Source organism: Flavobacterium ammonificans, from assembly GCF_020886115.1.
Classification (GTDB): Bacteria; Bacteroidota; Bacteroidia; order Flavobacteriales; family Flavobacteriaceae; genus Flavobacterium; species Flavobacterium ammonificans.
In genome coordinates this window covers 507,739-533,742 of sequence record NZ_AP025185.1, presented here as the reverse complement: position 1 = coordinate 533,742, position 26,004 = coordinate 507,739, and the positions used below count along the sequence as shown (strand labels likewise).

Sequence of the window (26,004 nt, the reverse complement as noted above, 5' to 3'; positions counted from 1 at the left end):
AGCGTGTAATTCAAATTTTTAAAAATTATTCAATAGATTTGTTTATCACTAAAAATTAAAAACAATGAAAAAATTATTTTCGAATGCTGTTCTTTTCGTGATCCCAGCTTTAATTGTTACATCGAGTGTTCAAGCCCAAGACAACACTGCGAAAAAAGAGCCAGGAATCAATGTAAACTTTATGGATACAAAGGTAAAACCAACAGACGATTTCTTTAGATACGTTAATGGAACCTGGTTAGACAATACTCAAATTCCAAACGATAAAACACGTTGGGGAAGTTTTGATGAATTGCGTCAAAAAACAGATACAGATGCCTTAATCATATTAAATGAGGCGGCAAAAAACCCTATTTATAAGTCGAATACAGATCAAGGTAAAGCAATTAACTTGTACAAATCTATTTTGGATACGGTTGCTAGAAACAAGCAAGGAATTTCTCCGCTTAAACCGTATTTAGCTAAAATCAATGCAGTAAAAAACACGGCCGATTTACAGGCATTGTTAATTCAAATGGCGCCTCAAGGCGGAATAGGTTTTTTTGGAGTTGGAGTTGGAGTTGATGCTAAAAATAGCAATAGAAATGTTATTAATGTAGGTCCTGGAAGTGTTGGTTTGCCTGACAGAGATTATTATGTTTCTGAAGATGCTGATTCTAAAGAGAAACGTGCCAAATACCTACTTCATCTAACTAAAATGCTACAATTACTTGGAGAAAAACCAGCCGAGGCACAAGCAAATGCGGATAGAATTCTAGCTCTAGAAACAGCGATGTCTAAACCTCGCTTCGATAGAGTGGAACGCAGAGACAGAAGAAAATCGTACAATCCAATGACGGTAAGTGATTTGCAAAAATTGACGCCATCAATTAACTGGGATGTTTATTTAACTCAAATTGGTTTACCAAAAACAGATTCATTAATTGTTGCGCAACCAAAATATTTAGTGGCTTTAGAAACTATTTTGAAAGAAAATAAAGTAGCCGATTGGAAAGCCTATATGCGTTGGACACTTTTAAACAAATCAGCCAGTTTGTTGTCTACACAATTGGAAACTGCGAATTGGGAGTTTTATGGCAAAACCTTAACGGGCGCTGTTAAACAAAGACCACTTCAAGAACGTGCACTTCAAGTTATTAATGGGGCTACGGGAGAAGCTTTGGGTAAATTATATGTTGAGAAAAAATTCCCTGCTGAAGCCAAAGCTAAAGCAGAGAAAATGATTAAAAATGTATTCCTAGCTTTTGAAAACAGAATCAATAATTTGGCTTGGATGTCACAAGAGACAAAGAAAAGTGCGATAGCTAAATTGAACAAATCAAGAGTTAAAATTGGATATCCTGACAAATGGAAAGATTATTCGGCTTTAACTATTCAGTCTCCTGAAGAAGGGGGGAGCTATTTTGAGAACGTAAAAAATATTTCGAAATGGTCTTTCAACGAGAATATTGCAGAACTTAAAAAACCTGTTAATAAAGAAAAATGGGGGATGTCTCCACAAACGGTAAATGCGTATTACAACCCTTCGTACAACGAAATTGTATTCCCAGCAGCAATTTTGCAACCGCCATTTTATAATTATCAAGCTGACGAAGCCGTAAATTATGGTGGAATTGGAGCAGTAATTGGTCATGAAATTTCCCATGGATTTGACGATTCAGGTTCAAGATACAATGCTGATGGTAATTTAGTAGATTGGTGGACTGCAGACGATTTAAAACAATTTACGGCTTTGACGGGAGCTTTGGCAGCACAATACAGTCAGTTACAGCCACTGCCAGGGACTTTTGTTGATGGTAAATTTACTTTAGGAGAAAACATTGGAGATTTGGGCGGTGTGAATGCGGCGTATGATGGATTGCAATTGTATTTGAAAGAAAACGGGAATCCAGGTTTAATTGATGGATACACTCCAGAACAACGTTTCTTTATTTCTTGGTCAACTATTTGGCGTTCAAAAATGAGAGACGAGGCTTTGAAAAGTCAAGTAAAAACCGACCCACATTCACCAGGAATGTATCGTGCTTATGTACCATTACAAAATGTAGATACCTTTTATGAAGCGTTCAACATCCAGCCTACTGACGGAATGTATATTGCTCCTGAAAAGCGAGTTAAAATTTGGTAATCTGAATTATTGAATACAAAAAAACCGATTAGCAATAATCGGTTTTTTTGTTTTTATTCGATAGGAATACATAAGTCCACAATACATTTTTTCTCTGGATGTTTATTGAAATCATTATGCATAATTTCATAAGGATTTTGGTCTGCTTTTGCATATCCATTTTCTTTCATCCAAATAAAAAGGGATTGCCAAGACTTACCAAACTCATGAGGTGGTATTTCAAAATGACCAACGATACATTTACCTTTTGGGATAGATACCAAACCTATTTCCCCATTAGTTTGAACAGGTTCTTGCAGTAAAATACAAGCACTCATTCTTACTTTAGCTGGATCAGTTATTTTAAAGCTGTCATGATAAATCCGACCCATTTTTAAATCATTACCTACAAGACCTTTAGGAATTGCCCATTGGAGTAATTTTCCATAAGCTGCATCCAATCCTTCCACTCCAATATGAGTGACAAATGCCCAATCTGTTTTTGGCATTTCTTTAATTTCAATATTGGTAATCATATTTTTAAATTTAACTTTTTCTCATGGATTTATTAACCAAGTACAATCCAATTAATGTGATGCTGCCGCCAATAATTATAGGAATAGTGAGCGGTTCGTTAAAAATAACTGTTCCCAACAAAACCGCAACGATTGGATTTACATAAGCATAAATACTGCTAATTTCTGATGGTAAACGCTGTAAGGCATAAATAAATGCAATAAAAGTAAATACGGAGCCAAACAAAACCAAATAAGCAATTGACCACCATGATATAGCTGGAATTTCAGACAAACTTACTGAGGTTCCTGTTGCGCCTGTAAAGGCAAAAAGTAAAATACTCGAAATAAACATTTGCAATCCCAATCCAAAATACGGATTAAAACTGGCCGCTTTTTTCTTAGTGTATAAAGTTCCAAAAGCCCAAGTCAGCGTAGCGACAATAGAGAGGAATATTCCAAAACGAAAATCAGCAATGAAGAAATCATTCAAATGATCGTAAAAGACCACACAAATTCCTGAAAAACCAACAATTAATCCTACAATGGCTAATCGAGCTAATCGTTCGCCTCTGAAAAAACTAATTATGACTACCCATAATGGCACCAAGGCACCAATAATTGCGCCTAAACCACTACTAATGTATTTCACACCCCAAGTGCTGAGCCCGTTACTTAAAACAAAATTAAGCACACTCAAAATCAGAATGAATTTCCATTGTTTGCCTTTAGGCCAAGGGGTTTTTTTCAATAAGAAATAGCCAATATAAATAATGCCTCCAATGAATTGGCGAATAGCTACCAACTGTAAAGCAGGCATATGTTTTACGCCTTCTTTGGAAGCAATCCAAGTGGTACCCCAAATGATACTGACCCAGAAAAGTGCCAAAAACGGCAACCCAATTGTTTTGATCTGGTTTGAAAAAGCGTTTTTTATTCGGGTTCTCACTTTATAATGTTGGTTTAATAAAGGAATACTGCAAAGAGTTTTTCAATGTATCACTCAATATAGTTTTTCCTGCCATTGTGTTTGAAGGGACAAATTTAGGCAAAGCCAAATTCAAATCGGCAGCTTTTTGAGTATAATATTCTTTTCTAGTCGGATGAAATGGCGCGACTGCATTGAAGGTTTTGTTCCAAGAATCCAATTCGATTATTTTTTTAATAATGCCAATACAATCGTCTTGATGGATTAAGTTAATAGGTGAGTCTGGGTTTTCAATATTTTCTCTCCCGGATAAAAACCGAACCGGATTTCGATCTTCACCAATTAATCCTCCAAAACGTAAAATGGTCGTTTCAAAACAACTGTTTTTTTGCAAAAGACTTTCTACAATAGCCAATTGACGTCCGCCTTCTGAATCAGGATTCAAAGGAGTTTCATCAGTCACCAATTCATTATCCTCACCATAGACCGAAGTCGAACTCACAAAAAGCACTTTTTCAATGGTTGAGTTTTCAATAAAAGGAATTAAAGTCGCTATTTTGGCAACAAAATTCTCGTTAGAATTGCCTCTTAATTTTGGTGGGATGTCTACAATTAAGATTTGGCTATCAGCCAAAAAATCAGTTATGGAGTCACTGATTTTTTCTTCCTCTAACCGAATTATAAATGGCGCAATTCCTGCTGATTCTAAAACGGATATTTTCTCTATTGAAGTAGTAGAACCCTTTGCCAAAAATCCTTTTTTTAATAAGGCTTTCGCCAAAGGAAGTCCCAGCCAGCCACAACCTAAAATGCTGATTTGTGTCATAGTTAGCTTAGAGAATTGGAGTAGTTTCAGGTTCAATTTCAGGTTTTGGTTCCGATATACTATCTTGAACGGGAGTGCTTTCAATAACTTTTTTTACTACAGTTTTTACCACTGGAGTTGGAACAATTTTTTTCTGAATTACAACGGCATCGTTCAAAACAAATGGCGTTGGCATCATCCAGTTTTGTCGTTTAATCATTGGAAACAATTTGTTTCGCATTAAGTCGAAAGAACTTTCTAATAATTCCATTTCAAATGGCGCAGTAGCGTCAATACTAAATTCCATTTCTAAAGCTTCGTTCGCTACTACATAATAGCTCAATATTTTCTTCCCTCTTCTTCGTTCGTATTTGGTGCCTTTTTGACCAATGGATTGTACTCCATTAGCTTTGAAATTATTCAAAATCATTTCTTCGGAAGCAAAAATATCGTAGCGGTTTACATTTCGATTCGGTGTAATTTTAATTTTTAAATGACGTTGATTTCCTGATTTTTCATCTTTTAAAAATTCAATCGTTGGCGTAGCTAATTCTTTTACTGGCGCTTCGGCAGCATAGGTAAATCCTGAATTGTATTTGCTAAACAAAGGTACTGCTTGCATAAAATCGGCCGATTTAGGGTGGTTGCCCAAATAACTTTTCGTCCAATCATCTAAATTGGTGTCATAAGTAACCCAATTGGCCTTTTTGGTTTCAGCATTATAAATGTAGAGCAAGCTGTTGGATTTGGCTTTGCCTAATTCATATCCAGATGTTACATGTGCTTTCGCAAAAAAGATACCCGCAATCGCCAAAAATAAGAATGACCATCTTCCTTTTTTGGTGTATGATCCAAAAACAGACAATAGCAATCCGAAGGTTAATGCCGTCAAAATAGCGCTTCCAAAAAGTACTTTAAGTCCTAAGCCGATTGGGAACATTTGAATGAATGGCGCAATAATCAATAGTGCCGGGATACTGCAAATTATATTCAATAGTGCATTTGATTTTTGAGTCAAAATAAAAAATCCAAAAGCAATCAAACCAAAACCAACAGGAATGATTAAAAATCCAGCGCCTTTTAATCCAATGGCTAATCCACAATTTAGCAATAGCCAAATGAAAAGCGGCGCTACATAATGATTCATTGTTGTCTTTACATCTGAAAACAGTTGATAAAAAACGAAGCAAATCGCAATGGTTAAAGAGACAAATCCTGCAATATACGAATGGCCGTTGTAGGTAAATCCATTGAGTAAATCGTTGTATTGTGGATAGAAATGAAGTAAAAATTTCCACCCGTAAAAGCCCAATAATCCGCTAGTGATTGTCGCACCTAAAAATGGAATAAATCCTTTTCCGATTTCCTTGAATGACAAAATACGTTTCCCAACGCCTATAAAGACTAAAAGTACAAATAGCACTAAAGCGATTAACACCATTGGTAGTATCCAACTAAACGGATAACTGAAGAAAGTAAACGGGAGGGTAAAATAAGCATAATCTTCTTTGGAAACGGTAGCGTCAAAGTTGGCATTTGCAAAATACTGCAACAAAGGCATTAAATACGTGCCTTGATGTTCTAAGGTGTTTTTGTTGAGGTGTTTGCTGTCGTCTTGTGCTGTGTGGTAATTGAAATGATCGTCGATGAAAGCAAAATTATATCCTTGGATATTGCCTTGTTCTCTAAAAACAGTTAAATCGGTGTCGTTAGGCAACATTTTATAGATGCTATACATCAAGGAGTTAGAAGCGGGAAGCGGTACTTTTGCGGCAGCAAATTCATTAACTAATCCTGCGTTTCCACCATTGGTTTCCATCAACATATAACTTGGACCTGACGAACCTCGTGCTTCAAAGTTTAAAACTACGCCAACTTCTTTAGCCCATTGGTGCTTGGTAACAAATAGAGCTGCCCCATTTAAACCCAATTCTTCGGCATCTGTAAAGAGAATAATAATATCGTTTTTATGTGCTGTTTTATTGTGTAGAAAGGTTCGAACACTTTCTAAAATAGTGGCTACTCCCGAACCTGCGTCACTGGCGCCCAAGGAATAGGAATGGGGTGCGCTATCGTAATGTGATAAAAGTAATAAGGCTTTAGTGCTATCGGTTCCTTTTATTCTTGCCAAAAGATTTTTGGATTTCACCAAATTCCCCCAATCGCTCAACGTATAGCCTTCTTGAATGGAAGTTTCTAATCCTAATTTTTCTAATTCTTTTAGTAAATACTGCGCGACCTCTTCGTGATTTTTAGAACCAACATAGTGCGGTTGACGCGAGATGGCTCTTACTTGTTTGAATGCTCTTTGTGTAGAAAATTCGGTTAGCGGACCTTCTTCTTCCGATGTCCATTGAGGCATCATAGTAAAAAAGGCTAACGCAAGAATAACTAAAATGAAAAGCGTACTGTAAAGAGAGGCGTAATTTTTTTTCATAGAATAGGGCAGATTTGGGTTTTGGATTATATATCTTTTTTGACAAGCATGTAATATTCATTTTCAAGAATCATATACCCTTGATCGTATAAAAAATAATAGGTATTTCCGGTTTTAGTTTGCAATATATTGGTAAAATACTCAAAGTCAAAACCTTTACTTAGTAATTTAGTTCGGGTAGTTTTGGATTTTCCTTCCGTATTTAATTCACACAAAATGCGGTAATTCTTGCGCAATTTGTTGTTAATGTTGCGCATAAAATTGTTGCTGTCTTTGTTGATTTTGTTGTTGTATGCATTGCGACAGCCATCGCTGCAAAATTTTTTGTCTTCGCGGCCAATAATTTTATCTCCGCATTCTAAACAGCTTTTATTCATAAGATTGGGATTTTTTGACTTAAAATAGTATATAATGCGCAATAAATATATTTAAAATCAATCAAATATATTAATTATTTTCCATTTACAAATGCTTACAAATAGTTACAACCGAAAGTAAATAGTTAGTTACCGAATAATTTTTGGAACCCATCCCATCTTTGCATCGTTGATTGAAACAAATCAGTTAACACATTTATTTAACCATTTAAATTTATACGCCATGAAGAACAGAGTACAATTAATCGGAAGAGTAGGTCAAGATCCTGAAGTTAAAAACCTAGAAGGTGGGAAAAAAGTAGCCACTATCACAATCGCAACGAATGATGTCTATTACAAAGACAACGGAGACAAAGTAGAGCAAACCGAATGGCATCGAGTAACTGCTTGGGGTAAGACAGCTGAAATTATAGAAAAATACGTAACCAAAGGAAAAGAAATAGGCATTGAAGGCAAATTAACACACCGCACTTATGAGGATAAAAATGGAGAAAAACGTTATGTAACGGATATAGTGGTTAACGAAGTGCTGTTGTTGGGTAAATAAATTTTCCCCACAAACTAAAAAAGCACAAAGTTCAAAAGACTTTGTGCTTTTTTTATTCGTTCATTAATTGTTGTAATTTTTCTAGAAACAACCCAACATGATACCCATCTGCTAAGCCATGATGCACATGAACGGATATTGGCATTGATTTTTTACCATTTTCATCCGTTAATTTTCCAATAGAAATTTTAGGACAACTGTCTGGCCAAGTAAAACTTCTGGCATGAGACAATGAAGTAAAATTAATCCACGGCAAAGCCGAAAAATGAATCAAATTTTCAGGATATTCTCTAGTAAAAACCCCCGTTGTAGTTTGCATGCGTTCGATTTCAGTCTGTACTATTTGAGTAAATTCATTGATATCTTCAGTAAAAGGCATATACGAAAATCCAAAGGTGGTGTCTTCTCGCATTACGGTTGCTGAGGCATCAATCACGTCAAAAACATAAACTTCGTCTTCGATAATGCGGTATCTGAAATTCTCCACCGCATTTACTGCGCTCAAGGTTTTATGAAGGTAATAGCTGAAAAATGAAACACCAATCGCTTTCGCTTTAGTATAGGCTTTAGTACAATCTATTGTGGTCGTAATGCCATAAAAAGGCTCTTCCATTTGTTTGAAAAACAAAAAATGTTCTTTTCGGTTCCAACTGTTAAGATCGAGCTTTTGTTTCATTATTTCTATAGATTTTCCCGTTTGAGGAATTCGTGAAATTCGTGTTATTATAGCAATTGCAATACGTCAGTTATTTTTTCAAAGGCATGAAAATTTTCATGTTCAACTTCAAAATCGATTTGCTCGTACTCCCAAGTGGTATGGTAAGGAATATGGATAGCGTGTCCACCAATATTCAAAACCGGTAACACATCTGATTTTAGTGAATTCCCAATCATTAAAAAATCGGCTGCTTGACAATCCAAACGACCTAACATTTTTTCGTAATCCAATTCAGTTTTATCACTCATCACTTCAATATGATGAAAATAAGCACCAATTCCAGATTCGTGTAATTTTCGATGTTGGTCTTTCAAGTCGCCTTTAGTTGCAACGATTAACTTGTAAGTTCCTTTTAATTCCTCCAAAACTGAAATTACATCAGGCAATAATTCCACTGGTTTTTGCAATAAATCCTTCCCAATTTGAAGGACTTTTTCAATATTTTGTCCTGAAATACTGTGATTGGTTAACTCTAAAGCCGACTCAATCATAGACAATGTAAATGCCTTAATCCCGAAACCGTATAAAGGTAAATTGGTAATTTGATGATTTAAAATAAGTCGTAATAACTCTTGTTTTGAAGCATAACCACCGAATAATTCACAAAATTTATCTTGCGCCTCATCAAAGTAGGGTTCGTTGTGCCAAAGCGTGTCGTCGGCGTCAAAAGCTATTATCTTCGGTTGCATAATTTTATTTTAAAGACAGACTTCACTAATTTTACAAAACTAATTTGTGGAAATTCGTGAAATTCGTGTTGTACTAATTAATCGTCTCACCATTCCCAACACCTTCAGCATCTGGGTTGACAAAAACTAATTTTCCTTCAGCATTGTTGGTCATCAAAATCATTCCTTGACTTTCTACTCCACGAAGGTTTCTCGGTGCCAAATTCACTAAAACAGTAACTTTTTTACCAATTATATCTTCCGGCGCAAAACTCTCGGCAATTCCCGAAACAATGGTGCGAACGTCAATTCCAGTATCTACTTTTAAGATTAAAAGTTTGTTGGCTTTTGGCATTTTCTCGGCTTCCAAAATCGTTCCCACGCGTAAATCCATTTTGGCAAAATCCTCAAACTGAATCGCTTCTTTTTGTGGTTCGGCTTTTTTGTTTTCGGCTAGGTTGGCTGTTTTTGTTGCTTCCAATTTATTGATTTGTTTTTGGATTTCTTCGTCTTCTATTTTGGCAAAAAGCAATTCCGCTTCGCCAATTTGGTGTCCCGCAATTAGCAAATCGCTGTTTTCTGTAATTGTATTCCAGTTCAACGGCTCCTCTATTTTCAAAATGCGGCTTAATTTTTTAGCTGTAAAAGGCAAAAATGGTTCGCAAAGCGCACTCAAAGCAGCCGCAATTTGCAAGGCCACATTCATCTGAGTTTGTACGCGCTCTGGATTGTCTTTGATGACTTTCCAAGGCTCTTCGTCGGCCAAATATTTATTTCCTAAACGAGCGGCATTCATCATTTCGCCCAAAGCTTCTCTAAAACGGTAGCGTTCAATTGAACTTGAAATCACCGCTGGATACGCTTTTAGCTCGGCTAAAGTTTGTTCGTCCACTTCAGAAAATTCATTTGGAGCAGGTACAATTCCGTTGTAGTATTTATTAGTCAACACCACCACACGATTGATGAAATTACCAAAAATCGCTACGAGTTCGTTGTTATTTCTCGCTTGGAAATCTTTCCAAGTAAAATCATTGTCTTTCGTTTCTGGCGCATTCGAAGTCAAAGCATAACGCAATACGTCTTGCTGATTTGGAAATTCTTCCAAATATTCGTGCAACCAAACCGCCCAGTTTTTAGAAGTCGATAGTTTATTGCCTTCCAAGTTCAAGAACTCATTCGCCGGCACATTATCTGGCAAAATATAACTTCCTTCCGCCTTTAACATCGCCGGAAAAATGATGCAGTGAAACACAATATTATCTTTCCCAATAAAGTGAACTAATTTGGTGTCTTGATCTTTCCAATACGGTTCCCAATTTTTTCCTTCGCGAGCCGCCCATTCTTTTGTAGCAGAGATGTAGCCAATAGGCGCATCAAACCAAACGTATAATTTTTTTCCTTCGGCACCTGCAACCGGTACGTCAATTCCCCAATCCAAATCACGGGTTACCGCACGAGGCTCTAATCCGCCATCGATCCAGGATTTTACTTGACCGTACACGTTGGGTTTCCAATCGTTTTTATGTCCAACGAGAATCCATTCTTTCAAAAATGCTTCGTAGCGATCCAAAGGTAAAAACCAGTGTTTAGTTGATTTCAAAACCGGCGTTTCTCCTGTAATTGTCGATTTTGGATTGATTAAATCCGTAGCATTTAAAGTAGAACCACATTTTTCACATTGGTCGCCGTAAGCTTCTTCGTTGCTGCATTTTGGGCAAGTTCCAGTTACAAACCGGTCAGCCAAAAATTGGTCTGCTTTAGCATCATACAACTGCTCAGTTACTTCTTCAATAAAATCGCCTTTGTCATACAAAGTTTTAAAGAATTCCGAAGCCGTTTCGTGATGAATTTTAGCCGAAGTTCTAGAATAATTATCAAACGAAATTCCAAAATCAACAAACGATTTACGGATAATGCCATCGTATTTATCGATTACTTCTTGAGGTGTAATCCCTTCTTTTTTGGCTTTCATCGAAATGGCTACGCCGTGTTCGTCGCTACCACAAACAAACAAAACGTCTCTTCCTTGCAATCGTAAATAGCGAGAATAAATGTCCGAAGGCACGTAAACCCCCGCTAAATGGCCAATGTGAATTGGGCCGTTAGTGTAAGGCAAGGCTGCCGTAATGGTATATCTTTTTGGATTTTCTAACATAATAACAGTTTAATAATGCTGAAATGAATTCAGAATGAGTGCAAAAATAACTTTTTTTATCATAGGTACAACTAAGGTTTCTAGCCTACAAAAGGCTAAAAGTCATAATCGAAGCTTTGGAAAACTCTCAACTTTGTCTCCTACTTAGCAAACATTTCCTTAAATTTGCGTGCGCAACGCGCAAAAAAATTACAGAGAGTTATAAAAATCAAGCTATGTTACAAATTGCATTTATTAGAGAGAATCAGGAAAAAGTGATCAAAGCTTTAGCAAAAAGAAATATGGATGCCAAAGAAATTGTGAACGAAGTAGTTCAATTAGACGAGCAACGTCGCGCTACCCAAGTGGAATTGGACAACACTTTATCCGAATCTAATAAATTGTCGGCAGCCATTGGCGAATTGATGAAAAGTGGCGAAAAAGCAAAAGCTGGCATTTTAAAAGAAAAGACCGTTGCCTTAAAAGAAAAAAGCAAAGATTTGGGAGAAAAAGCGGAAGCTTTAGCCGAAGAATTAACGCAAAAATTATATACACTACCTAATTTACCAGCCGACATAGTTCCGGAAGGGAAAACACCCGAAGAAAACCTAAACGTTTTTGAAGAAGGGACTATTCCTGTTTTGCACGAAGGAGCGCAACCGCATTGGGAATTAGTCAAAAAATACGACATCATCGACTTTGAGTTGGGGGTGAAAATCACAGGAGCTGGTTTCCCGGTTTACAAAGGGAAAGGCGCAAGATTGCAAAGAGCTTTAATCAACTATTTTTTAGATAAAAATACCGCAGCGGGTTACAAAGAAATGCAAGTGCCGCATTTGGTGAACGAAGCATCAGGTTATGGAACAGGACAATTGCCAGACAAAGAAGGACAAATGTACCACTCTACCATTGACGACTTGTATTTGATTCCAACGGCTGAGGTACCTGTGACTAATTTATTCCGCGATGTGATTTTAAACGAAAGCGAATTGCCTGTTTTGTGTACGGCATACACGCCTTGTTTCCGTCGTGAGGCGGGTTCGTATGGTGCGCATGTGCGTGGATTGAACCGTTTGCACCAATTTGACAAAGTAGAAATTGTTCGCGTAGAGCATCCAGACAAATCATACGAGGCATTAGACGGGATGGTAGAACACGTGAAAAACATTTTGCAAGAACTTAAATTACCATACAGAATATTACGTTTGTGTGGTGGGGATATGGGATTCACTTCGGCATTAACCTATGATTTTGAAGTATTTTCTACGGCACAAGACCGTTGGTTAGAAATTTCTTCTGTATCTAATTTTGAGACTTTCCAAGCGAACCGTTTGAAATTGCGTTTTAAAGACAAAGACGGAAAAAACCAATTGGCACACACCTTAAACGGAAGTTCATTGGCCTTGCCTAGAGTTTTGGCAGGCATTATAGAAAACTACCAAACACCAGAAGGGATTGTAATTCCAGAAGTATTACGTCCGTATTGCGGGTTTGATATTATAGATTAAAAATTTACCATATAAGGCATATAAGTTCATTTAAAGCTTAAATAAATTAATCATTTCGACGCAGGAGAAATTACATAATAAGAGTAATTATTCTGTAAAGCAAAAACTTATATTCCCTTACATGTCTTATATGGTTAAAAAACATTAAAATTTACCTTATAAGGCATATAGGTTCATTTAAGGCTTAAATAAATAGTTGCAAATTTGTCATTTCGATTCAAAAAATACGATTTAGCAATAACTTATAAAACCTTATATGCCTTATATGGTTCATAAAAAATATTTCTAATTCAATGAAAAAACTACTACTACATATCAGCTTGTTTTTTTCATTAATTGGTTTCTCCCAAAATGAGCAATTAGCTCAATACTATTACGACAAAGGCGATTTTGAAAAAGCCAAAATCAGTTACGAAGAACTTTTACAATCCGTTCCTCAAAATTACCAATACTTTATTAGAACCATTGATTGTTACCAACAACTAAAACAGTTTGAGGTAGCCGAAAAAGCCATTCAAACCCGATTGGACAAGTACAAACAAAGTTCGCTTTTGGTAGAACTGGGTTATAATTTTAAAATCCAACAACAGGAAGACAAAGCCCAAAAGTATTTTGAACAAGCCTTGGCTAAAATCAAATCCAACCCAAACGAAGTGTATGGAATTGCCAATTCTTTTGAGAAAAAAGTCTTGTTGGACTATGCGTTACAAGCCTATAAAACGGCAGTGCAACTGCAACCTAATTTCAATTTCAACTACCAAATGGGCTTGTTGTATGGTCAACTAGGCAATACCGATATGATGATTAGTACTTTCTTAGACGAGGCTTTTGTCCATCAAGAAAGTACAATTTTGATTCAAAATCAATTTTCGCGTTTTATGACCGATGAAGGCGATGCGGGATTTTCGGCTAATTTGCGTAAAGCATTAATTACTCGAACCCAAAAAAATCAAGACGTGTATTGGAACCAATTTTTGAGTTGGTTCTACACCCAGCAAAAAGAATTTGGAAAAGCCTTTGTCCAAGAAAAAGCCATTTACAAACGCAATCCCGAATCCTTAAATGCGATAATTAATTTGGCACAATTGGCGATTGATGAGAAAGATGATACCACTGCCACAACCATTTTGGAATTTGTTTTAGAAAACACTACTGAAATCGAATTATTGGTACAAGCCAATACGTATTTGATGCAAGTCAAAATCGACACAACTTCCGAAAAAGAGTGGCCCAATCTTGAAACGGAATTATCAGCTCTGATTTCGAAATACGGAATCAGTCCTTTTACCTTATCTTTGCAGCTGATGCAGGCGCATTTTTTGACATTCAATTTAAAAAAGCCCGAAGCAGGCAAGACAATTGTTCGTGCCGCATTGGAAATGCAGTTGGATGAATACGAAACGGCGAAAGCTAAAATGGAATTGGCTGATATTTTACTGTACGAAGCCAAATTCAATCAGGCGTTGTTGTATTATTCGCAAATTGAAAACGATTTGAAGAACGATGCCGTGGCACACGAAGCGAGTTTGAAAGCGGCCAAAACGAGTTATTTCAAAACCGATTTAGAATGGGCGTTGAAACAATTCAAAGAGTTGAAATCGGCGAGCACACAACTGATTGCCAATGACGCTTTGGAGTATTTTTTGCTCATCAATGACAATACTGTTGCTGATTCGACACAAGTGGCATTGAAATCTTTCGCCAAAGCGGATTATTTGGAATACCAAAATCGAAATCAGGAAGCCATTCAAGCTTTTCAGGCCATTTTGAAACAATACAAAGGACAAGAGATAGAGGCAGTTACGAATTTGAGATTGGGTCAATTATACGAGAAAATAGGCGAATTTTCTTTGGCTTTGCCCCAATATCAAAGCATAATAGAGCAGCATTCAGACGGAATTTATGTAGATGAAGCACTTTATTTTTCGGCAGAATTGTACAAAAATCAATTGCAATTGCCCGAGAAAGCGAAGCCATTTTATGAAAAAATAATTTTCAACCACCAAGACAGTATTTATTTTGTGGAGGCAAGGCGAAAATTTAGAGAATTAAGAGGAGATAGTAATTTGTAAAAAAGGTTATGTGTTTAATGGGTTATATGTTTATTAGTTTATTTGGTTAAGAATAACCCATAAACTATTAACCCCATAAACTATAAACTTATAAACTGAAAAAAATGATACTTTACAACGTAACAGTTAACATACACGAAAGCGTTCAAGACCAATGGTTACAATGGATGCAGCAGACACGAATTCCGGCGATTTTGGCGACAGGGAAATTTTCTTCGGCTAAGATTGTGAAAGTTTTGATTGAAGAAGAAATGGGTGGAACTACCTATTCTATCCAATTTACGACGGATAGTAAAGCGACTTTAGAAAAATATTATACAGAAGATGCACCCCGATTTCGTCAAGAAAGTTACCAGTTATTTGGCGAAAAAATGCTGGCTTTTAGAACGGAACTAGAGCTAATTTCTGAACACAATTAAAATAAACAGCGAGATGGCGTAGTGCCTCGCAATGACTCAATGGAAAAAGTAAAAGCTAAAAAACATCTCGGACAACATTTCTTAAAAGACGAAAGCATTGCTAAGGCGATTGCCGATACGTTGAGTTTGGAAGGGTACAATGATGTGTTAGAAATAGGACCTGGAATGGGTGTTTTGACCAAATATTTATTGGACAAACCCACCACTACTTACGTAATTGAAATCGATACGGAATCGGTGGCGTATTTGGACTCGAATTATCCGAAATTGAAAGATAAAATCATTTCGAAGGACTTTCTACGTTACGATTGTAATGAGGTTTTTGAAGGAAAACAATACGCTATCATCGGGAATTTCCCATACAATATTTCGACGCAAATTGTATTTAGAACCTTGGAGTTCCGCCATCAAATTCCAGAGTTTTCGGGTATGTTTCAAAAGGAAGTAGCACAGCGTATTTGCGAGAAAAAAGGAAGTAAAGCTTACGGTATTTTATCGGTTTTGGCACAAGCGTTTTATCATGCCGAATACTTGTTTACGGTAGATGAACATGTTTTTGATCCGCCACCAAAAGTAAAATCAGGGGTAATGCGTTTGCGACGAAAAGAAGACTTTAGTTTGCCTTGTGGCGAAAAATTATTCTTCAGAGTGGTAAAAACGGCCTTTCAGCAACGTAGAAAAACCTTGCGTAACAGTTTAAAAACCTTAAATTTGTCAGATAATTTAAGAGAAGACACAATTTTAGATCTTCGCCCAGAACAACTTAGTGTTGAAGACTTTATAGCACTCACTCAAAAAATCGAAGCCGATGGAATTTAAAATCAGCAAAGAACTAATCCAAGAATTAGAGCAACTCATTCAATCAAAAAACGACCAACAGCTGGAAGTTTTATTGAATGACATGCACCATGCTGATATTGCCGAAGTACTAGATGAGCTAGATTTTGAACAGGCTACCTATATTTTTAAAGTTTTAGATAGTGATAAAACGGCCGAAATTCTTTTGGAATTAGAGGACGATTTACGTGAAAATATCTTAAAACGACTTTCTCCAAAAGAAATTGCTGAGGAGCTTGACGAGTTAGAAACGAACGATGCCGCGGACATTATTGCCGAGTTATCCCAAGATATTAAAGCCGAAGTAATTTCGGAATTGCAAGACGTTGAACACGCCAAAGACATTGTGGATTTGCTTCGTTATGACGAAGACACTGCTGGTGGAATCATGCACAAGGAGTTGGTGAAGGTCAACGAAAACTGGAATGTATTGACTTGTGTCAAAGAAATGCGCATCCAGGCTGAGAACATTTCAAGAGTGCATTCTATTTATGTGGTGGACGACGAAGACCGTTTGAAAGGACGTTTGTCACTTAAAGATTTATTGACTACTTCTTCCAGAACACCAATTAACGATGTGTACATCCGAAAATTGAATTATGTAAATGTAGATACCGAAGACGTTGAGGTGGCGCGTATCATGCAAAAATACGATTTAGAAGCTATTCCAGTAGTGGACGAATTGGGGCGTTTGGTAGGCCGAATTACCATTGACGATATCGTCGATGTAATTAAGGACGAAGCCGATGAAGATTACCAGTTAGCTGCGGGTATCTCCCAAGACGTAGAAGCCGATGATAGTATTTTTGATCATACTAAAGCTCGTTTGCCTTGGTTGGTTTTAGCTCTTTTAGGAGGTTTTATTTCTGTTAGAGTATTGGGTTTATTTGAAGGAGCGATGTTGAACCATGGCAATTTATTCTTCTTTACACCATTGATTGCCGCGATGGCTGGAAATGTTGGCGTACAATCTTCGGCTATCATTGTGCAAGGTTTGGCTAACAACACTTTGAGCGGTTCTTTGTTCAATCGTTTAATTAAAGAAGTGGCTTTGAGTTTACTTAACGGAGTAATCTTGGCTACGATTTTATTTATAGGCAGTCATTATCTATTAAATGTTGAAATTATTATTGGCGTAATTGTAACCGTAGCATTGATTTCGGTTATTATCATTGCTTCGTTAATAGGTACATTTATCCCCTTATTATTGGATAAATTTGGAATAGACCCCGCCTTGGCAACTGGTCCGTTTATTACTACTAGCAATGATATTTGCGGAATTCTAATTTATTTTTCTATTGCCAAAATGATTTTAGGATTTTAAAATAAAAATCCAAACACAACAACACAACACAACCACTATAACTACACAACATGAACGTACACATTATTGGCGGAGGCAACTTAGGAGCCTCTATCGCCATTGGAATTGCTAAATTTACTACTGGCAATCAAGTTACTGTAACCCGAAGAAACACTACTAATATTCTACATCTAGATCAATTAGGCGTTACGGTTTCAAAAGACAACAAACACAATATCCAAAACGCAGATATTATTATTTTGACCATCAAACCGTACCAAGTCGATATGGTATTGGAAGAAATTTTGCCGGCAATTGCCAATAAAACCATTGCTTCTGCCGTGAGTGGATTGTCTATAGAAAACCTGCAAAATAAAATTGGCGAAACCCACCAAGCCGTGCGCATCATGCCGAATATTGCATCGCAATTTGGTGCTTCAGCAACTTGTATTGCGTTTCAAGAAACTAATAAAGAAGCGGCTCAACAAGTTGTAGCTCTTTTTGAAGGTCTAGGAACAGCACCTATCATTGACGAAAAATTAATGGATGCTGCAACTGTCTTAGCAGCCAGTGGAACCGCATTTGCCTTGCGTTACATTCGTGCGTCGATGCAAGCGGGAATAGAAATTGGATTTGACTGGCAAACGGCTTTGGCGATTTCAGCTCAAACGGTAAAAGGCGCCGCCGAAATGCTACTAGAAGAAAAAACCCACCCGGAACAATTGATTGACCGAGTAACCACACCCCAAGGATGCACCATTGCTGGTTTGAACGAAATGGAAATGCACGGGTTTAGTTCGTCTTTAATTAGAGGAATTAAAACGTCCTTGAAACAGATTAAGGGGTAAAGGTATTTTTAAATAATAAAAAAGGCTGCTGTAAATAGCGGCCTTTTTTATTTCATTATTTTAGTAGGTACGGATTAGTTCGTCTGGTCACTTCGTTCGTTTGCAAATCATTGGTATAGAGACTTATTGCTTCTTTTGTGTCGAAGATGCAACCGATTTTATTTTATTTTTTAACTCTTTATTTTGGAAATTTGAATATTTGAAAATTCGTCTGTAACTATAAAAGTTATATTTACATATTTTGCTCGATAAATTTTTACAATATTGCTATATTTTAAAATGCAATTTGTGTAAATTTTTTGAATATCATAGATACTTTCATTTTCGTAAAACAAAGAATCGTCGTAATCTTCGGCATCAATATCTAGACCATAAAAATCTAAAACATTTTTTAATTCGGACAATGTTTTATTGTAACCAGTTGGGCTTAACTCGTAAAGAAAAGTTTCAGAGCCGTTGTAATTTTTCCATTCGCCAAAAACTACATTTTTTGGTTGTGGTTTACCTTTGTTGTATGCGCTAAAAAAAGGTGTCTGATCATTCATTGAAAATCCTATCAATATAAATGCAATTGTAATTATTTTTTTCATGATTGATCTTTTAAAATGATTTTAAATGTAACGTTTAAATGAGTAGCTGTTTTGCGTATGATTTCTGAGTCAAATTATGATTTAGAATAGAAACATTAAATACACATGATGCTTTTCAATGTTTTGTTTTCTACAACAACTATATATCTATTTCACTTATTTCTGCCTTATTTTTTTTTAGTTGGTGGTGGTGGTGGATTTTTCATTGTAGGTACATGTCCTTTCAATTCTAATCTATTCCCTCCAGTATTATTTGTTGGAGTTCCACTTGTTTTTTGTGGACGTGTTGAATTATCTTTTTTGCTCATAATTATGGAATTTATTAAGATATTGATTAATTTCAATATCAGTCTCATTTATTAAATAGCTAAACTTTTTAATATCAAGTTTACAATCTAGTTCTTCAATTTTTTCCCAATCATTTTTTTTTAGTTCGAAAAATTGATTTGTTGCATTTTCTTCTGTTATTCTGTTGAAATAAAACTCAGTATAAAGTTTTTCAAGTTTGTGAAAATACTTTGTGTACATCATTTTTAAATCCCTAATCTCTTCAACTTCTTTTTCGGAACGAATAAGCTGATTTTCTATTAACGTTATAAGTTGCATTATTGAAATTAGAATAAATGCAATCCAAGCATAATCCTCGAAATATTTCCAACCCAAAATTCCGCTAACAGAAATTAAAAGTGTTAAAATGGTAAAAGTTTTTTTTAAAGAACGTTGTAATGAAAGATATTTTGTTAAATATATTTCGCCGTACTTTCTATCAATCATTTCAAACCAAATTTTTTCGTTCATTACTGTTTTCGGAATACGTTGTCAAACTACTTTTTTGCTATACCTAGCCCATACAAGCGTCAACAAACGATTTGAGTCGTTTGCAATTAAATAAAATCTGTAAAGGAATTGATTTGGAATCCAATGCAGTTTTTAGGGCTTTTCAAATGTAGCAATTTTTTTTAATGTGAAAATGAACTAATTTGAAAATTTGTAAATGGGGGTTTAGTAGTTTTGAATCAGCACATCAGTGGGAATGTGCAAGCTGGTGTGTAATTGTCGAATCATTTCCAAAGACAACTTTCTTTTTTTACTTAAAATTTCACTAGCACGGCTTTTAAGACCAATGATTTTAGCTAGATCATTTTGATTGTAGCCCATTTGTTCCATTCTGAATTTTATAGCCTCAATAGGGTCTGGTAAATCAATTGGAAAATGAGTGTTTTCATATTGTTCAATTAGAATGCTTAAAAGCTCCAATTCGTCGCCTTCAGGAGTTCCTTTTTTGGCGTCAAATACTACTTCCAATCGCTTTAAAGCTTGGTTGTAATCTTTTTCTGTTTTAATAAGTTTGATTTCCATACTTCTTATTTAAATCGTAGTGGCATTAATAGCATCATATTCTTTGTGTGTTCCAATAAATCGAATCCAAACCATTTCGTATTCAAAGTTGATTTTAACAATTAGTCGGTATTTATTTCCTTTGATATTGAATACTACACGATTGTCGTTTAAAATACTAGCACTTGGATATTCGCTTTTTATCTGGTTAGGATTTGTCCATTCTGCTTTGCTAGTTTCCCTAAACCAAGATTTTAGTTGTTGTTCGCAATCTGCATGTACTTCCCAAAAGTCTCTCAATATTTTTTTGGCTATTACTCTCACTATTTTTACAAAGATATTAATAATTTCCCAATTTGGGAATTTTTTTAAAACAAATAGCTGTAAAGGAAATGACTTGGGGTCTATTGCAGTTACAGGGGTAATTCAAATGTAGACATTTTTTTAATGTGGAAATGAACTAATTCAAAAAATAGTGTCCTAAAAGTCTATTTCTTCAAACTCATTTTTAACCATATGAAACCTAAAGTGCCTGAGACAAACGAAGCTACTAAGATGGCTATTTTAGAATAAGTAATTACTTCTACGCCATCGTTTTTGAAGGCCAAAAGCGTAATAAAAATGGACATGGTAAAACCAATTCCGCCTAACATTCCGGCTCCGAGAATGTGTTTCCATTTTAAATCTTTAGGAAGTGATCCAACACCAAGTTTCACGCAGACTAAAGCAAAAAGTGTGATTCCGATGGGTTTTCCAACAATCAAACCTACCATGATTCCGATAGAGTTGGCGTGGGTTAAACCTTCGTGCCAATTACTATCAATAGCAATTCCTGTATTGGCGATAGCAAACAAAGGCAGAATAAAAAAGGCTACTGGGCGGTGCAAAAAGTGTTGTAATCGGTAAGAAGAGGTTTTTTTCCCGCCATTTCCATACGGAATAACAAAGGCTAAAAGTACTCCTGTTATCGTAGCATGAACACCTGAATTCAGCATACAATACCACATTACAGCGCCACCAATAAGATACGGAATCAGGCTGTGTACATTTTTTCTATTGAGTATAAATAGTATTCCCATGACACCAAACGCCATACCTAAATATAGAAAAGAGATTGTTTCTGTATAAAAAAGAGCAATTACAAGAATAGCGCCTAAGTCGTCAATGACTGCCAAAGCGGTCAAAAATATTTTCAAGGAAGTTGGTACTCGATTGCCCAAAAGAGATAAGATCCCAATGGCAAAAGCGATATCGGTAGCCATTGGAATTCCGGCACCGTTTTGTGTGATCGTACCCCAATTGAATGCTAAAAATAGTCCTGCAGGGACAATCATTCCGCCAAGTGCTCCAAAAATAGGTAAAGTTGCATTTCTTATATCAGACAATTCACCTCCATACATTTCGCGTTCCAATTCCAATCCGATGAGTAAGAAGAAAATCGTCATCAATCCATCATTAATCCAATGCGTGATGGAATGATGTCCTATTTGTGTTTCCCAAAAATTGATATAGCTGGATTGTATTGGAGAATTTGCTAATGCTAAGGAAACCAAAGTAACCAATAGTAATAGAAGTCCTCCGGCTTTTTCACTTTCGAAAAAATCTTTAAATAGGCGGGTAGTTTTCATGTACATAGATTGGAATTAAGATTGCAATTTACGCATTTTACACTAATTTTTTTGTTAATTTGTTACTAGTAAACAGAAATTAGTAATGGCAGTACACATTCTTCATATCGACAGTAATCATCCTTTGCTTTGGGACCAGTTGGAACAAGCGGGTTTCGTGAATCATGAAGATTTTACGTCTTCCAAAGCGGATATTGAAGCTAAAATAAATGATTATCAGGGGATTGTTATTCGTAGCCGATTTAAAATTGACCAAACGTTTTTAGATAAAGCCACTAATTTGCAATTCATAGCACGAGTGGGTGCTGGATTGGAAAGTATTGATTGTGAGTACGCCCAATCCAAAAATATTGCATTGATTGCTGCTCCCGAAGGGAATCGTAATGCAGTTGCCGAACACAGTTTGGGTATGATTTTGTCATTGTTTAATAATCTCAATCAAGCCGATGCGGAAATTCGTGCGGGACACTGGAACCGAGAAAGCAATCGCGGACACGAATTAGACGGTAAAACGGTTGGAATTATTGGTTACGGAAATATGGGCAAGGCTTTCGCCAAAAAACTACGTGGGTTTGATGTGGACGTTTTGTGTTATGATATTCAAGAAAATGTAGGCGATGCCAATGCCAGACAAGTCCATTTTGCAGAATTTCAAGAGAAAGTAGACGTTTTAAGTTTGCACCTTCCTTGGACTCCCGAAACGGATAAAATGGTGGACAAAGCATTCATAAATGGATTTGCAAAACCACTTTGGATCATCAATACTTCGCGCGGAAAAAATATTGTTACAGCTGATTTAGTTGCTGCCTTACAATCAGGGAAAGTGTTAGGAGCCGGTTTGGATGTTTTGGAATACGAGAAATTATCCTTTGAAACCTTGTTCCAAGACGCAACGACACCCGAAGCTTTTCAGTACTTGCTCAACGCCAAAAATGTTATTTTGACTCCTCACATCGCAGGTTGGACCTTTGAAAGTCACGAACGATTAGCGCAAGTGATTGTCGATAAAATAAAAGCCCTTTATTCATAATTAAACACTAGTGTATGGAAACTGTAAAAAACGAAGCTTGGAATACTCCAACACCTCAATTTCAAAACAATAAAAAAGTAGCTTGTGGTATTTTTGCCATTTTATTAGGTCCGCTAGGAGTGCACAAATTCTACTTAGGATACACAGGAACTGGAATACTTTGGCTTATTTTAAGTATTTGCTCTTGCGGGACATTGACTGGTTTATTTGGTTTAATCGAAGGAATTATTTACCTGACTAAATCAGACGATGAGTTTTATCAAACCTATCAAGTTGGGCAAAAGCACTGGTTTTAGATTTTGCCTCAAAGGCGCAAGGTTATAAAGTAAAGTAGCAAAGCAAATTCATAATTTGATTTTTACTATTGCTATTGATTTTGCAATCACTTTACTCTTCTTTCTCGTTGGATTTTCGTTCTAATTCGGCTTGGTATTCTTCCATGACAGGTTTCATAGTGCTTTCAGGAATATCCGAGATTCTTAGGTAAATCAATCCGTCAATAGCATCATTAAACAATGGATCGACATTAAAGGCTACCAAACGCGCATTTTGTTTGATGTATTTTTTAATCAAAACAGGCAAACGTAAACTTCCAGGTTCTAACTCGTCAATTACTTTATCGAATTTATTCAAATCGGCTTCTGTTTCATTGAAAACAAAATCTTTGTCGGCGTCTTTTAATTTTACCTTGTACTCTTTTTTAGGGTGAATGTACTGCGCAATATACGGGTCGTAATAATGCGATTTCATGAATTCAATCATCAATGATTTGGAAAAATCAGAGAATTGGTTGCTGATACTTACTCCTCCTAATAGGAATTTATGTTCTGGATAATGTAAAGTAGTATGAATGATTCCACGCCACAACAAGAACAACGGCATTGGTCTTTGTTGGTATTCTTTAATAATGAAAGCTCTTCCCATTTCGATGGATTTGCTCATCATATCATGTAATTCAGGCTCAAAACGGAACAGACTATTGAGGTAAAAACCATTCATTCCGTATTTCGGATAAATTTCCCTTCCTAGTCCCATTCGGTAAGCACCAGCTACTTTTTTGGCGTCGTCATCCCATAAAAAAAGATGGTGGTAGTATTGATCGTATTGGTCTAAATCGATGGATTCATTGGTCCCTTCGCCTACTTCTCTAAAAGTTATTTCTCTCAAACGACCTAATTCATGTAACACATTTGGAATTTTATCGGCCTTTGTAAAAAACACTTCGTAGTTTTTACTTTGTAACAACCGAGCGTCAGAAGCTCTTAAAGCATCCACTTCGGTAATCATTTTTTCTGTACTGGCAGGGGTTACAATTTCTTTTTGATTTTTCTTTGTAGGGTTAAGACTAACTGTTTTTAAGAATTTATTTTTTTTCTCGAATGGATTAGCCAACATATAAGTTTTCTTTCTCAAAAATTCAGAGAAATCTTCCAATGTTTCATATTCGTTTTGTTCAGCAACCGAAATGGGTTTACCAATACGCACTTTAATAATACGGCGTTTTTGACTGAATACTTCCGAAGGTAATTTGGCAGTTCGCAAAGTGCCACTGATTTTTGAAAGGATGTAAAATAAGCCGCTATTTTTGGCGTGAAAATAAATGGGAACAACAGGGACTTGACCTTTACGAATGACTTTAATAGCGCCTTCCTCCCAAGGTTTGTCTACCATTAATTTACCATCTTTATAGCTCGAAACTTCTCCCGCAGGGAAAATTCCTAGAGGTTTTCCATCACTTAAATGGCGTAATGTTTCTTTAATTCCCACCACGCTTGATTTAGCATCCTTATGGTTTTCAAAAGGATTCACAGGCATGATGTATTTTTTTAAGGGCTCGATTCGGTGCAACAAGAAGTTAGCTATAATCTTAAAATTAGGTTCTCTTTCAAGCATTAATTTCAACAATAAAACGCCGTCAATCCCCCCTAGAGGATGATTAGAAATAGTAATATAAGGTCCTTCTTTTGGGATACGTTTTAAATCCTCTTCAGGTATTTCAAATTTGATTTGCAAGTCGTCCAATACACCATTCAAAAAAGCGACTTCGCTTAGGTGTTTGTTTCTGTCATAAACGTTATTTAACTCAGATATCTTAAGCACTTTCATCAGCAACCAGCCTGAAAAAGTCCCCAAGAATCCGTATTTATCGGCGTTGATTGCTTTCGCAACTTCTTTAGCAGTTACTAAACCCATAGTTTTTTTGTATTTGAGGCAAGTGACAAAGATAACAAAAAAGTCCATTTTCTGAATTTTACAAGGCAAACTTCTACTTTTTTATTACATTTGGGAACCCATTTATGCTTCTTTAGACAATAAAAAAACGTACTATTTCTATGAAAATCATCTCCTATAATGTCAACGGAATTCGCGCAGCAATTTCTAAAGGACTACTCGAATGGTTGCAACAAGCCAATCCAGACGTCATTTGTTTCCAAGAAATTAAAGCACAAGCTGATCAAGTGCCAACTTTAGACATTGAATTAGCAGGTTACCCTTATCATTATTGGTTTCCAGCTACCAAAAAAGGGTACAGTGGAGTGGCCATTTTATCTAAAATAAAACCCAATAACATTGTTTTCGGTACCGGAATCGAGCATATGGATTTTGAAGGACGTAACATCCGTGTGGACTTTGATGATGTCTCGGTGATGAGTTTGTACCTTCCGTCTGGAACTAATGCAGAGCGATTGGACCACAAGTTCATGTACATGGATGATTTTCAAAACTACATTAATGAAATAAAGAAGGATGTTCCTAATTTAGTGATTTGTGGCGATTATAATATTTGCCATGAGGCCATTGATATTCATGATCCTATACGCAATAAAAATGTATCTGGATTTTTGCCTGCTGAACGAACGTGGTTAGACAATTTCTTGAAAAGCGGCTTCATCGATAGTTTTCGTTTTTTAAATAAAGAACCGGATAATTATACCTGGTGGACCATGCGTTTTCCAACAGCTAGATTGAATAACAAAGGATGGCGTATTGATTATTGTTTGGTTAGCGAACCATTAAAAAATAGAATCAAACGCGCTTTGATTTTACCAGAAGCCAAACATTCGGATCATTGTCCGATTATGGTAGAAATTGAGTAGCTTTGTTGGGAGCTATTTCCTGCTATACGCTTTATCTTTTTATAAATTTCGGCTTTGACTGCCTCAGCCTCCATTATAAAAAGGATATCGCTTCTAT

The 26,004-nt window shown here is 36.2% G+C and carries 26 protein-coding genes; 11 read left to right on the top strand and 15 right to left on the bottom strand.

The genetic code is table 11. The annotated features are described in order from the left end of the window. The first annotated feature begins 64 nt into the window (after positions 1 to 64). Positions 65 to 2,128, top strand: coding sequence for a M13 family metallopeptidase (locus LPC20_RS02365; RefSeq protein ID WP_229326120.1), 2,064 nt, complete (start codon positions 65 to 67; stop codon positions 2,126 to 2,128). A 53-nt stretch (positions 2,129 to 2,181) separates the two neighbouring features. Here LPC20_RS02365 and LPC20_RS02360 read toward each other — a convergent pair whose 3' ends face one another. From LPC20_RS02360 to LPC20_RS02340, 5 genes are read right to left on the bottom strand one after another with little or no spacing between them, the layout of a single operon-like run. Continuing rightward, positions 2,182 to 2,643, bottom strand: coding sequence for an AraC family transcriptional regulator (locus tag LPC20_RS02360; protein ID WP_229326118.1), 462 nt, complete (start codon positions 2,641 to 2,643; stop codon positions 2,182 to 2,184). Between the two features lie 10 nt (positions 2,644 to 2,653). Then, positions 2,654 to 3,571, bottom strand: coding sequence for a DMT family transporter (locus LPC20_RS02355; RefSeq protein WP_229326116.1), 918 nt, complete (start codon positions 3,569 to 3,571; stop codon positions 2,654 to 2,656). Between the two features lies 1 nt (position 3,572). Next, entirely contained in the window at positions 3,573 to 4,376 is an 804-nt protein-coding gene (locus tag LPC20_RS02350; RefSeq protein WP_229326114.1) for an SDR family oxidoreductase, read from the bottom strand. A 7-nt stretch (positions 4,377 to 4,383) separates the two neighbouring features. Further along, the gene (locus tag LPC20_RS02345; protein WP_338083184.1) at positions 4,384 to 6,792 is read right to left on the bottom strand and encodes a M20/M25/M40 family metallo-hydrolase; all 2,409 of its coding nucleotides are present in this window, start codon (positions 6,790 to 6,792) and stop codon (positions 4,384 to 4,386) included. 26 nt (positions 6,793 to 6,818) lie between these two features. After that, a complete protein-coding gene (locus tag LPC20_RS02340; protein ID WP_229326112.1) occupies positions 6,819 to 7,169 on the bottom strand; it encodes a hypothetical protein in 351 nt (116 codons plus the stop codon). Positions 7,170 to 7,392: 223 nt separating this feature from the next. Here LPC20_RS02340 and LPC20_RS02335 point away from each other — a divergent pair, with 223 nt between their 5' ends. Then, the gene (locus tag LPC20_RS02335) at positions 7,393 to 7,716 is read left to right on the top strand and encodes a single-stranded DNA-binding protein (protein ID WP_229326110.1); all 324 of its coding nucleotides are present in this window, start codon (positions 7,393 to 7,395) and stop codon (positions 7,714 to 7,716) included. A gap of 52 nt (positions 7,717 to 7,768) precedes the next feature. On the opposite strand, the gene LPC20_RS02330 is transcribed toward LPC20_RS02335, so the two are convergent. The 3 genes from LPC20_RS02330 to metG all read right to left on the bottom strand — a co-directional run bounded on the left by LPC20_RS02330 (position 7,769) and on the right by metG (position 11,257). Then, complete coding sequence (locus LPC20_RS02330; RefSeq protein ID WP_229326108.1) at positions 7,769 to 8,392, bottom strand: CatA-like O-acetyltransferase; 624 nt, start codon at positions 8,390 to 8,392, stop codon at positions 7,769 to 7,771. Positions 8,393 to 8,439: 47 nt separating this feature from the next. Continuing rightward, entirely contained in the window at positions 8,440 to 9,123 is a 684-nt protein-coding gene (locus tag LPC20_RS02325; protein ID WP_229326106.1) for an HAD family hydrolase, read from the bottom strand. A 73-nt stretch (positions 9,124 to 9,196) separates the two neighbouring features. Further along, positions 9,197 to 11,257, bottom strand: coding sequence for a methionine--tRNA ligase (gene metG / locus LPC20_RS02320; protein WP_229326104.1), 2,061 nt, complete (start codon positions 11,255 to 11,257; stop codon positions 9,197 to 9,199). A 215-nt stretch (positions 11,258 to 11,472) separates the two neighbouring features. On the opposite strand from metG, the gene serS reads away from it, so the two are divergent. The 6 genes from serS to proC all read left to right on the top strand — a co-directional run bounded on the left by serS (position 11,473) and on the right by proC (position 18,223). Then, positions 11,473 to 12,744 carry a serine--tRNA ligase gene (serS, locus tag LPC20_RS02315; protein WP_229326102.1) on the top strand — a complete coding sequence of 424 codons (1,272 nt, stop codon included), beginning with the start codon at positions 11,473 to 11,475 and terminating at the stop codon, positions 12,742 to 12,744. A 293-nt stretch (positions 12,745 to 13,037) separates the two neighbouring features. After that, on the top strand, positions 13,038 to 14,816 hold the full coding sequence (locus tag LPC20_RS02310) for a tetratricopeptide repeat protein (RefSeq protein ID WP_229326100.1): 1,779 nt from the start codon (positions 13,038 to 13,040) through the stop codon (positions 14,814 to 14,816). A 104-nt stretch (positions 14,817 to 14,920) separates the two neighbouring features. Next, complete coding sequence (locus LPC20_RS02305) at positions 14,921 to 15,235, top strand: DUF4286 family protein (protein ID WP_229326098.1); 315 nt, start codon at positions 14,921 to 14,923, stop codon at positions 15,233 to 15,235. Positions 15,236 to 15,274: 39 nt separating this feature from the next. Then, entirely contained in the window at positions 15,275 to 16,054 is a 780-nt protein-coding gene (gene rsmA / locus LPC20_RS02300; RefSeq protein WP_229326096.1) for a 16S rRNA (adenine(1518)-N(6)/adenine(1519)-N(6))-dimethyltransferase RsmA, read from the top strand. Continuing rightward, the gene (mgtE, locus tag LPC20_RS02295) at positions 16,044 to 17,396 is read left to right on the top strand and encodes a magnesium transporter (protein ID WP_229326094.1); all 1,353 of its coding nucleotides are present in this window, start codon (positions 16,044 to 16,046) and stop codon (positions 17,394 to 17,396) included. The genes rsmA and mgtE overlap by 11 nt, the downstream gene beginning before the upstream one ends. A 50-nt stretch (positions 17,397 to 17,446) precedes the next feature. Next, positions 17,447 to 18,223, top strand: a complete 777-nt coding sequence (gene proC / locus LPC20_RS02290; protein WP_229326092.1) for a pyrroline-5-carboxylate reductase — start codon at positions 17,447 to 17,449, stop codon at positions 18,221 to 18,223. Between the two features lie 170 nt (positions 18,224 to 18,393). Here the strand turns inward: proC and LPC20_RS02285 are convergent, their stop codons facing one another. The 6 genes from LPC20_RS02285 to nhaA all read right to left on the bottom strand — a co-directional run bounded on the left by LPC20_RS02285 (position 18,394) and on the right by nhaA (position 21,779). Further along, positions 18,394 to 18,813 carry a hypothetical protein gene (locus LPC20_RS02285; protein WP_229326090.1) on the bottom strand — a complete coding sequence of 140 codons (420 nt, stop codon included), beginning with the start codon at positions 18,811 to 18,813 and terminating at the stop codon, positions 18,394 to 18,396. Positions 18,814 to 18,980: 167 nt separating this feature from the next. Next, positions 18,981 to 19,121: a hypothetical protein gene (locus LPC20_RS02280; protein WP_229326088.1), complete on the bottom strand. Its 141-nt coding sequence runs from the start codon at positions 19,119 to 19,121 to the stop codon at positions 18,981 to 18,983. Further along, the gene (locus LPC20_RS02275) at positions 19,105 to 19,611 is read right to left on the bottom strand and encodes a hypothetical protein (protein WP_229326086.1); all 507 of its coding nucleotides are present in this window, start codon (positions 19,609 to 19,611) and stop codon (positions 19,105 to 19,107) included. The genes LPC20_RS02280 and LPC20_RS02275 overlap by 17 nt, the downstream gene beginning before the upstream one ends. A gap of 204 nt (positions 19,612 to 19,815) precedes the next feature. After that, positions 19,816 to 20,172 (bottom strand): helix-turn-helix domain-containing protein, encoded by a 357-nt coding sequence (locus LPC20_RS02270; protein WP_229326084.1) that lies wholly within the window; start codon positions 20,170 to 20,172, stop codon positions 19,816 to 19,818. Positions 20,173 to 20,181: 9 nt separating this feature from the next. Then, positions 20,182 to 20,475 carry a type II toxin-antitoxin system HigB family toxin gene (locus LPC20_RS02265; protein ID WP_229326082.1) on the bottom strand — a complete coding sequence of 98 codons (294 nt, stop codon included), beginning with the start codon at positions 20,473 to 20,475 and terminating at the stop codon, positions 20,182 to 20,184. A gap of 164 nt (positions 20,476 to 20,639) precedes the next feature. Beyond that, on the bottom strand, positions 20,640 to 21,779 hold the full coding sequence (gene nhaA, locus LPC20_RS02260; protein WP_229326080.1) for a Na+/H+ antiporter NhaA: 1,140 nt from the start codon (positions 21,777 to 21,779) through the stop codon (positions 20,640 to 20,642). Positions 21,780 to 21,864: 85 nt separating this feature from the next. On the opposite strand from nhaA, the gene LPC20_RS02255 reads away from it, so the two are divergent. Together LPC20_RS02255 and LPC20_RS02250 are read left to right on the top strand one after the other, a co-directional pair. Further along, the gene (locus LPC20_RS02255) at positions 21,865 to 22,809 is read left to right on the top strand and encodes a 2-hydroxyacid dehydrogenase (protein ID WP_229326079.1); all 945 of its coding nucleotides are present in this window, start codon (positions 21,865 to 21,867) and stop codon (positions 22,807 to 22,809) included. A 14-nt stretch (positions 22,810 to 22,823) separates the two neighbouring features. Further along, the gene (locus LPC20_RS02250; protein ID WP_229326077.1) at positions 22,824 to 23,105 is read left to right on the top strand and encodes a TM2 domain-containing protein; all 282 of its coding nucleotides are present in this window, start codon (positions 22,824 to 22,826) and stop codon (positions 23,103 to 23,105) included. A gap of 91 nt (positions 23,106 to 23,196) precedes the next feature. On the opposite strand, the gene LPC20_RS02245 is transcribed toward LPC20_RS02250, so the two are convergent. Further along, positions 23,197 to 25,002 (bottom strand): GNAT family N-acyltransferase, encoded by a 1,806-nt coding sequence (locus LPC20_RS02245; RefSeq protein ID WP_229326075.1) that lies wholly within the window; start codon positions 25,000 to 25,002, stop codon positions 23,197 to 23,199. 140 nt (positions 25,003 to 25,142) lie between these two features. Here LPC20_RS02245 and LPC20_RS02240 point away from each other — a divergent pair, with 140 nt between their 5' ends. Continuing rightward, positions 25,143 to 25,907, top strand: coding sequence for an exodeoxyribonuclease III (locus LPC20_RS02240; RefSeq protein WP_229326073.1), 765 nt, complete (start codon positions 25,143 to 25,145; stop codon positions 25,905 to 25,907). Positions 25,908 to 26,004: the final 97 nt, after the last annotated feature.

Bases quoted from the DNA above. Each gene is read 5' to 3' on its own strand.
- LPC20_RS02255 (WP_229326079.1), top strand. From the start codon at position 21,865: ATGGCAGTACACATTCTTCATATCGACAGTAATCATCCTTTGCTTTGG.
- LPC20_RS02330 (WP_229326108.1), bottom strand. From the start codon at position 8,392: ATGAAACAAAAGCTCGATCTTAACAGTTGGAACCGAAAAGAACATTTT.
- LPC20_RS02305 (WP_229326098.1), top strand. From the start codon at position 14,921: ATGATACTTTACAACGTAACAGTTAACATACACGAAAGCGTTCAAGAC.
- LPC20_RS02275 (WP_229326086.1), bottom strand. From the start codon at position 19,611: ATGAACGAAAAAATTTGGTTTGAAATGATTGATAGAAAGTACGGCGAA.
- LPC20_RS02340 (WP_229326112.1), bottom strand. From the start codon at position 7,169: ATGAATAAAAGCTGTTTAGAATGCGGAGATAAAATTATTGGCCGCGAA.
- LPC20_RS02325 (WP_229326106.1), bottom strand. From the start codon at position 9,123: ATGCAACCGAAGATAATAGCTTTTGACGCCGACGACACGCTTTGGCAC.
- proC (WP_229326092.1), top strand. From the start codon at position 17,447: ATGAACGTACACATTATTGGCGGAGGCAACTTAGGAGCCTCTATCGCC.
- nhaA (WP_229326080.1), bottom strand. From the start codon at position 21,779: ATGAAAACTACCCGCCTATTTAAAGATTTTTTCGAAAGTGAAAAAGCC.
- mgtE (WP_229326094.1), top strand. From the start codon at position 16,044: ATGGAATTTAAAATCAGCAAAGAACTAATCCAAGAATTAGAGCAACTC.
- metG (WP_229326104.1), bottom strand. From the start codon at position 11,257: ATGTTAGAAAATCCAAAAAGATATACCATTACGGCAGCCTTGCCTTAC.
- LPC20_RS02280 (WP_229326088.1), bottom strand. From the start codon at position 19,121: ATGAGCAAAAAAGATAATTCAACACGTCCACAAAAAACAAGTGGAACT.
- LPC20_RS02360 (WP_229326118.1), bottom strand. From the start codon at position 2,643: ATGATTACCAATATTGAAATTAAAGAAATGCCAAAAACAGATTGGGCA.
- LPC20_RS02270 (WP_229326084.1), bottom strand. From the start codon at position 20,172: ATGGAAATCAAACTTATTAAAACAGAAAAAGATTACAACCAAGCTTTA.
- serS (WP_229326102.1), top strand. From the start codon at position 11,473: ATGTTACAAATTGCATTTATTAGAGAGAATCAGGAAAAAGTGATCAAA.
- LPC20_RS02285 (WP_229326090.1), bottom strand. From the start codon at position 18,813: ATGAAAAAAATAATTACAATTGCATTTATATTGATAGGATTTTCAATG.
- LPC20_RS02240 (WP_229326073.1), top strand. From the start codon at position 25,143: ATGAAAATCATCTCCTATAATGTCAACGGAATTCGCGCAGCAATTTCT.
- LPC20_RS02345 (WP_338083184.1), bottom strand. From the start codon at position 6,792: ATGAAAAAAAATTACGCCTCTCTTTACAGTACGCTTTTCATTTTAGTT.
- LPC20_RS02310 (WP_229326100.1), top strand. From the start codon at position 13,038: ATGAAAAAACTACTACTACATATCAGCTTGTTTTTTTCATTAATTGGT.
- LPC20_RS02335 (WP_229326110.1), top strand. From the start codon at position 7,393: ATGAAGAACAGAGTACAATTAATCGGAAGAGTAGGTCAAGATCCTGAA.
- rsmA (WP_229326096.1), top strand. From the start codon at position 15,275: ATGGAAAAAGTAAAAGCTAAAAAACATCTCGGACAACATTTCTTAAAA.
- LPC20_RS02365 (WP_229326120.1), top strand. From the start codon at position 65: ATGAAAAAATTATTTTCGAATGCTGTTCTTTTCGTGATCCCAGCTTTA.
- LPC20_RS02245 (WP_229326075.1), bottom strand. From the start codon at position 25,002: ATGGGTTTAGTAACTGCTAAAGAAGTTGCGAAAGCAATCAACGCCGAT.
- LPC20_RS02250 (WP_229326077.1), top strand. From the start codon at position 22,824: ATGGAAACTGTAAAAAACGAAGCTTGGAATACTCCAACACCTCAATTT.
- LPC20_RS02350 (WP_229326114.1), bottom strand. From the start codon at position 4,376: ATGACACAAATCAGCATTTTAGGTTGTGGCTGGCTGGGACTTCCTTTG.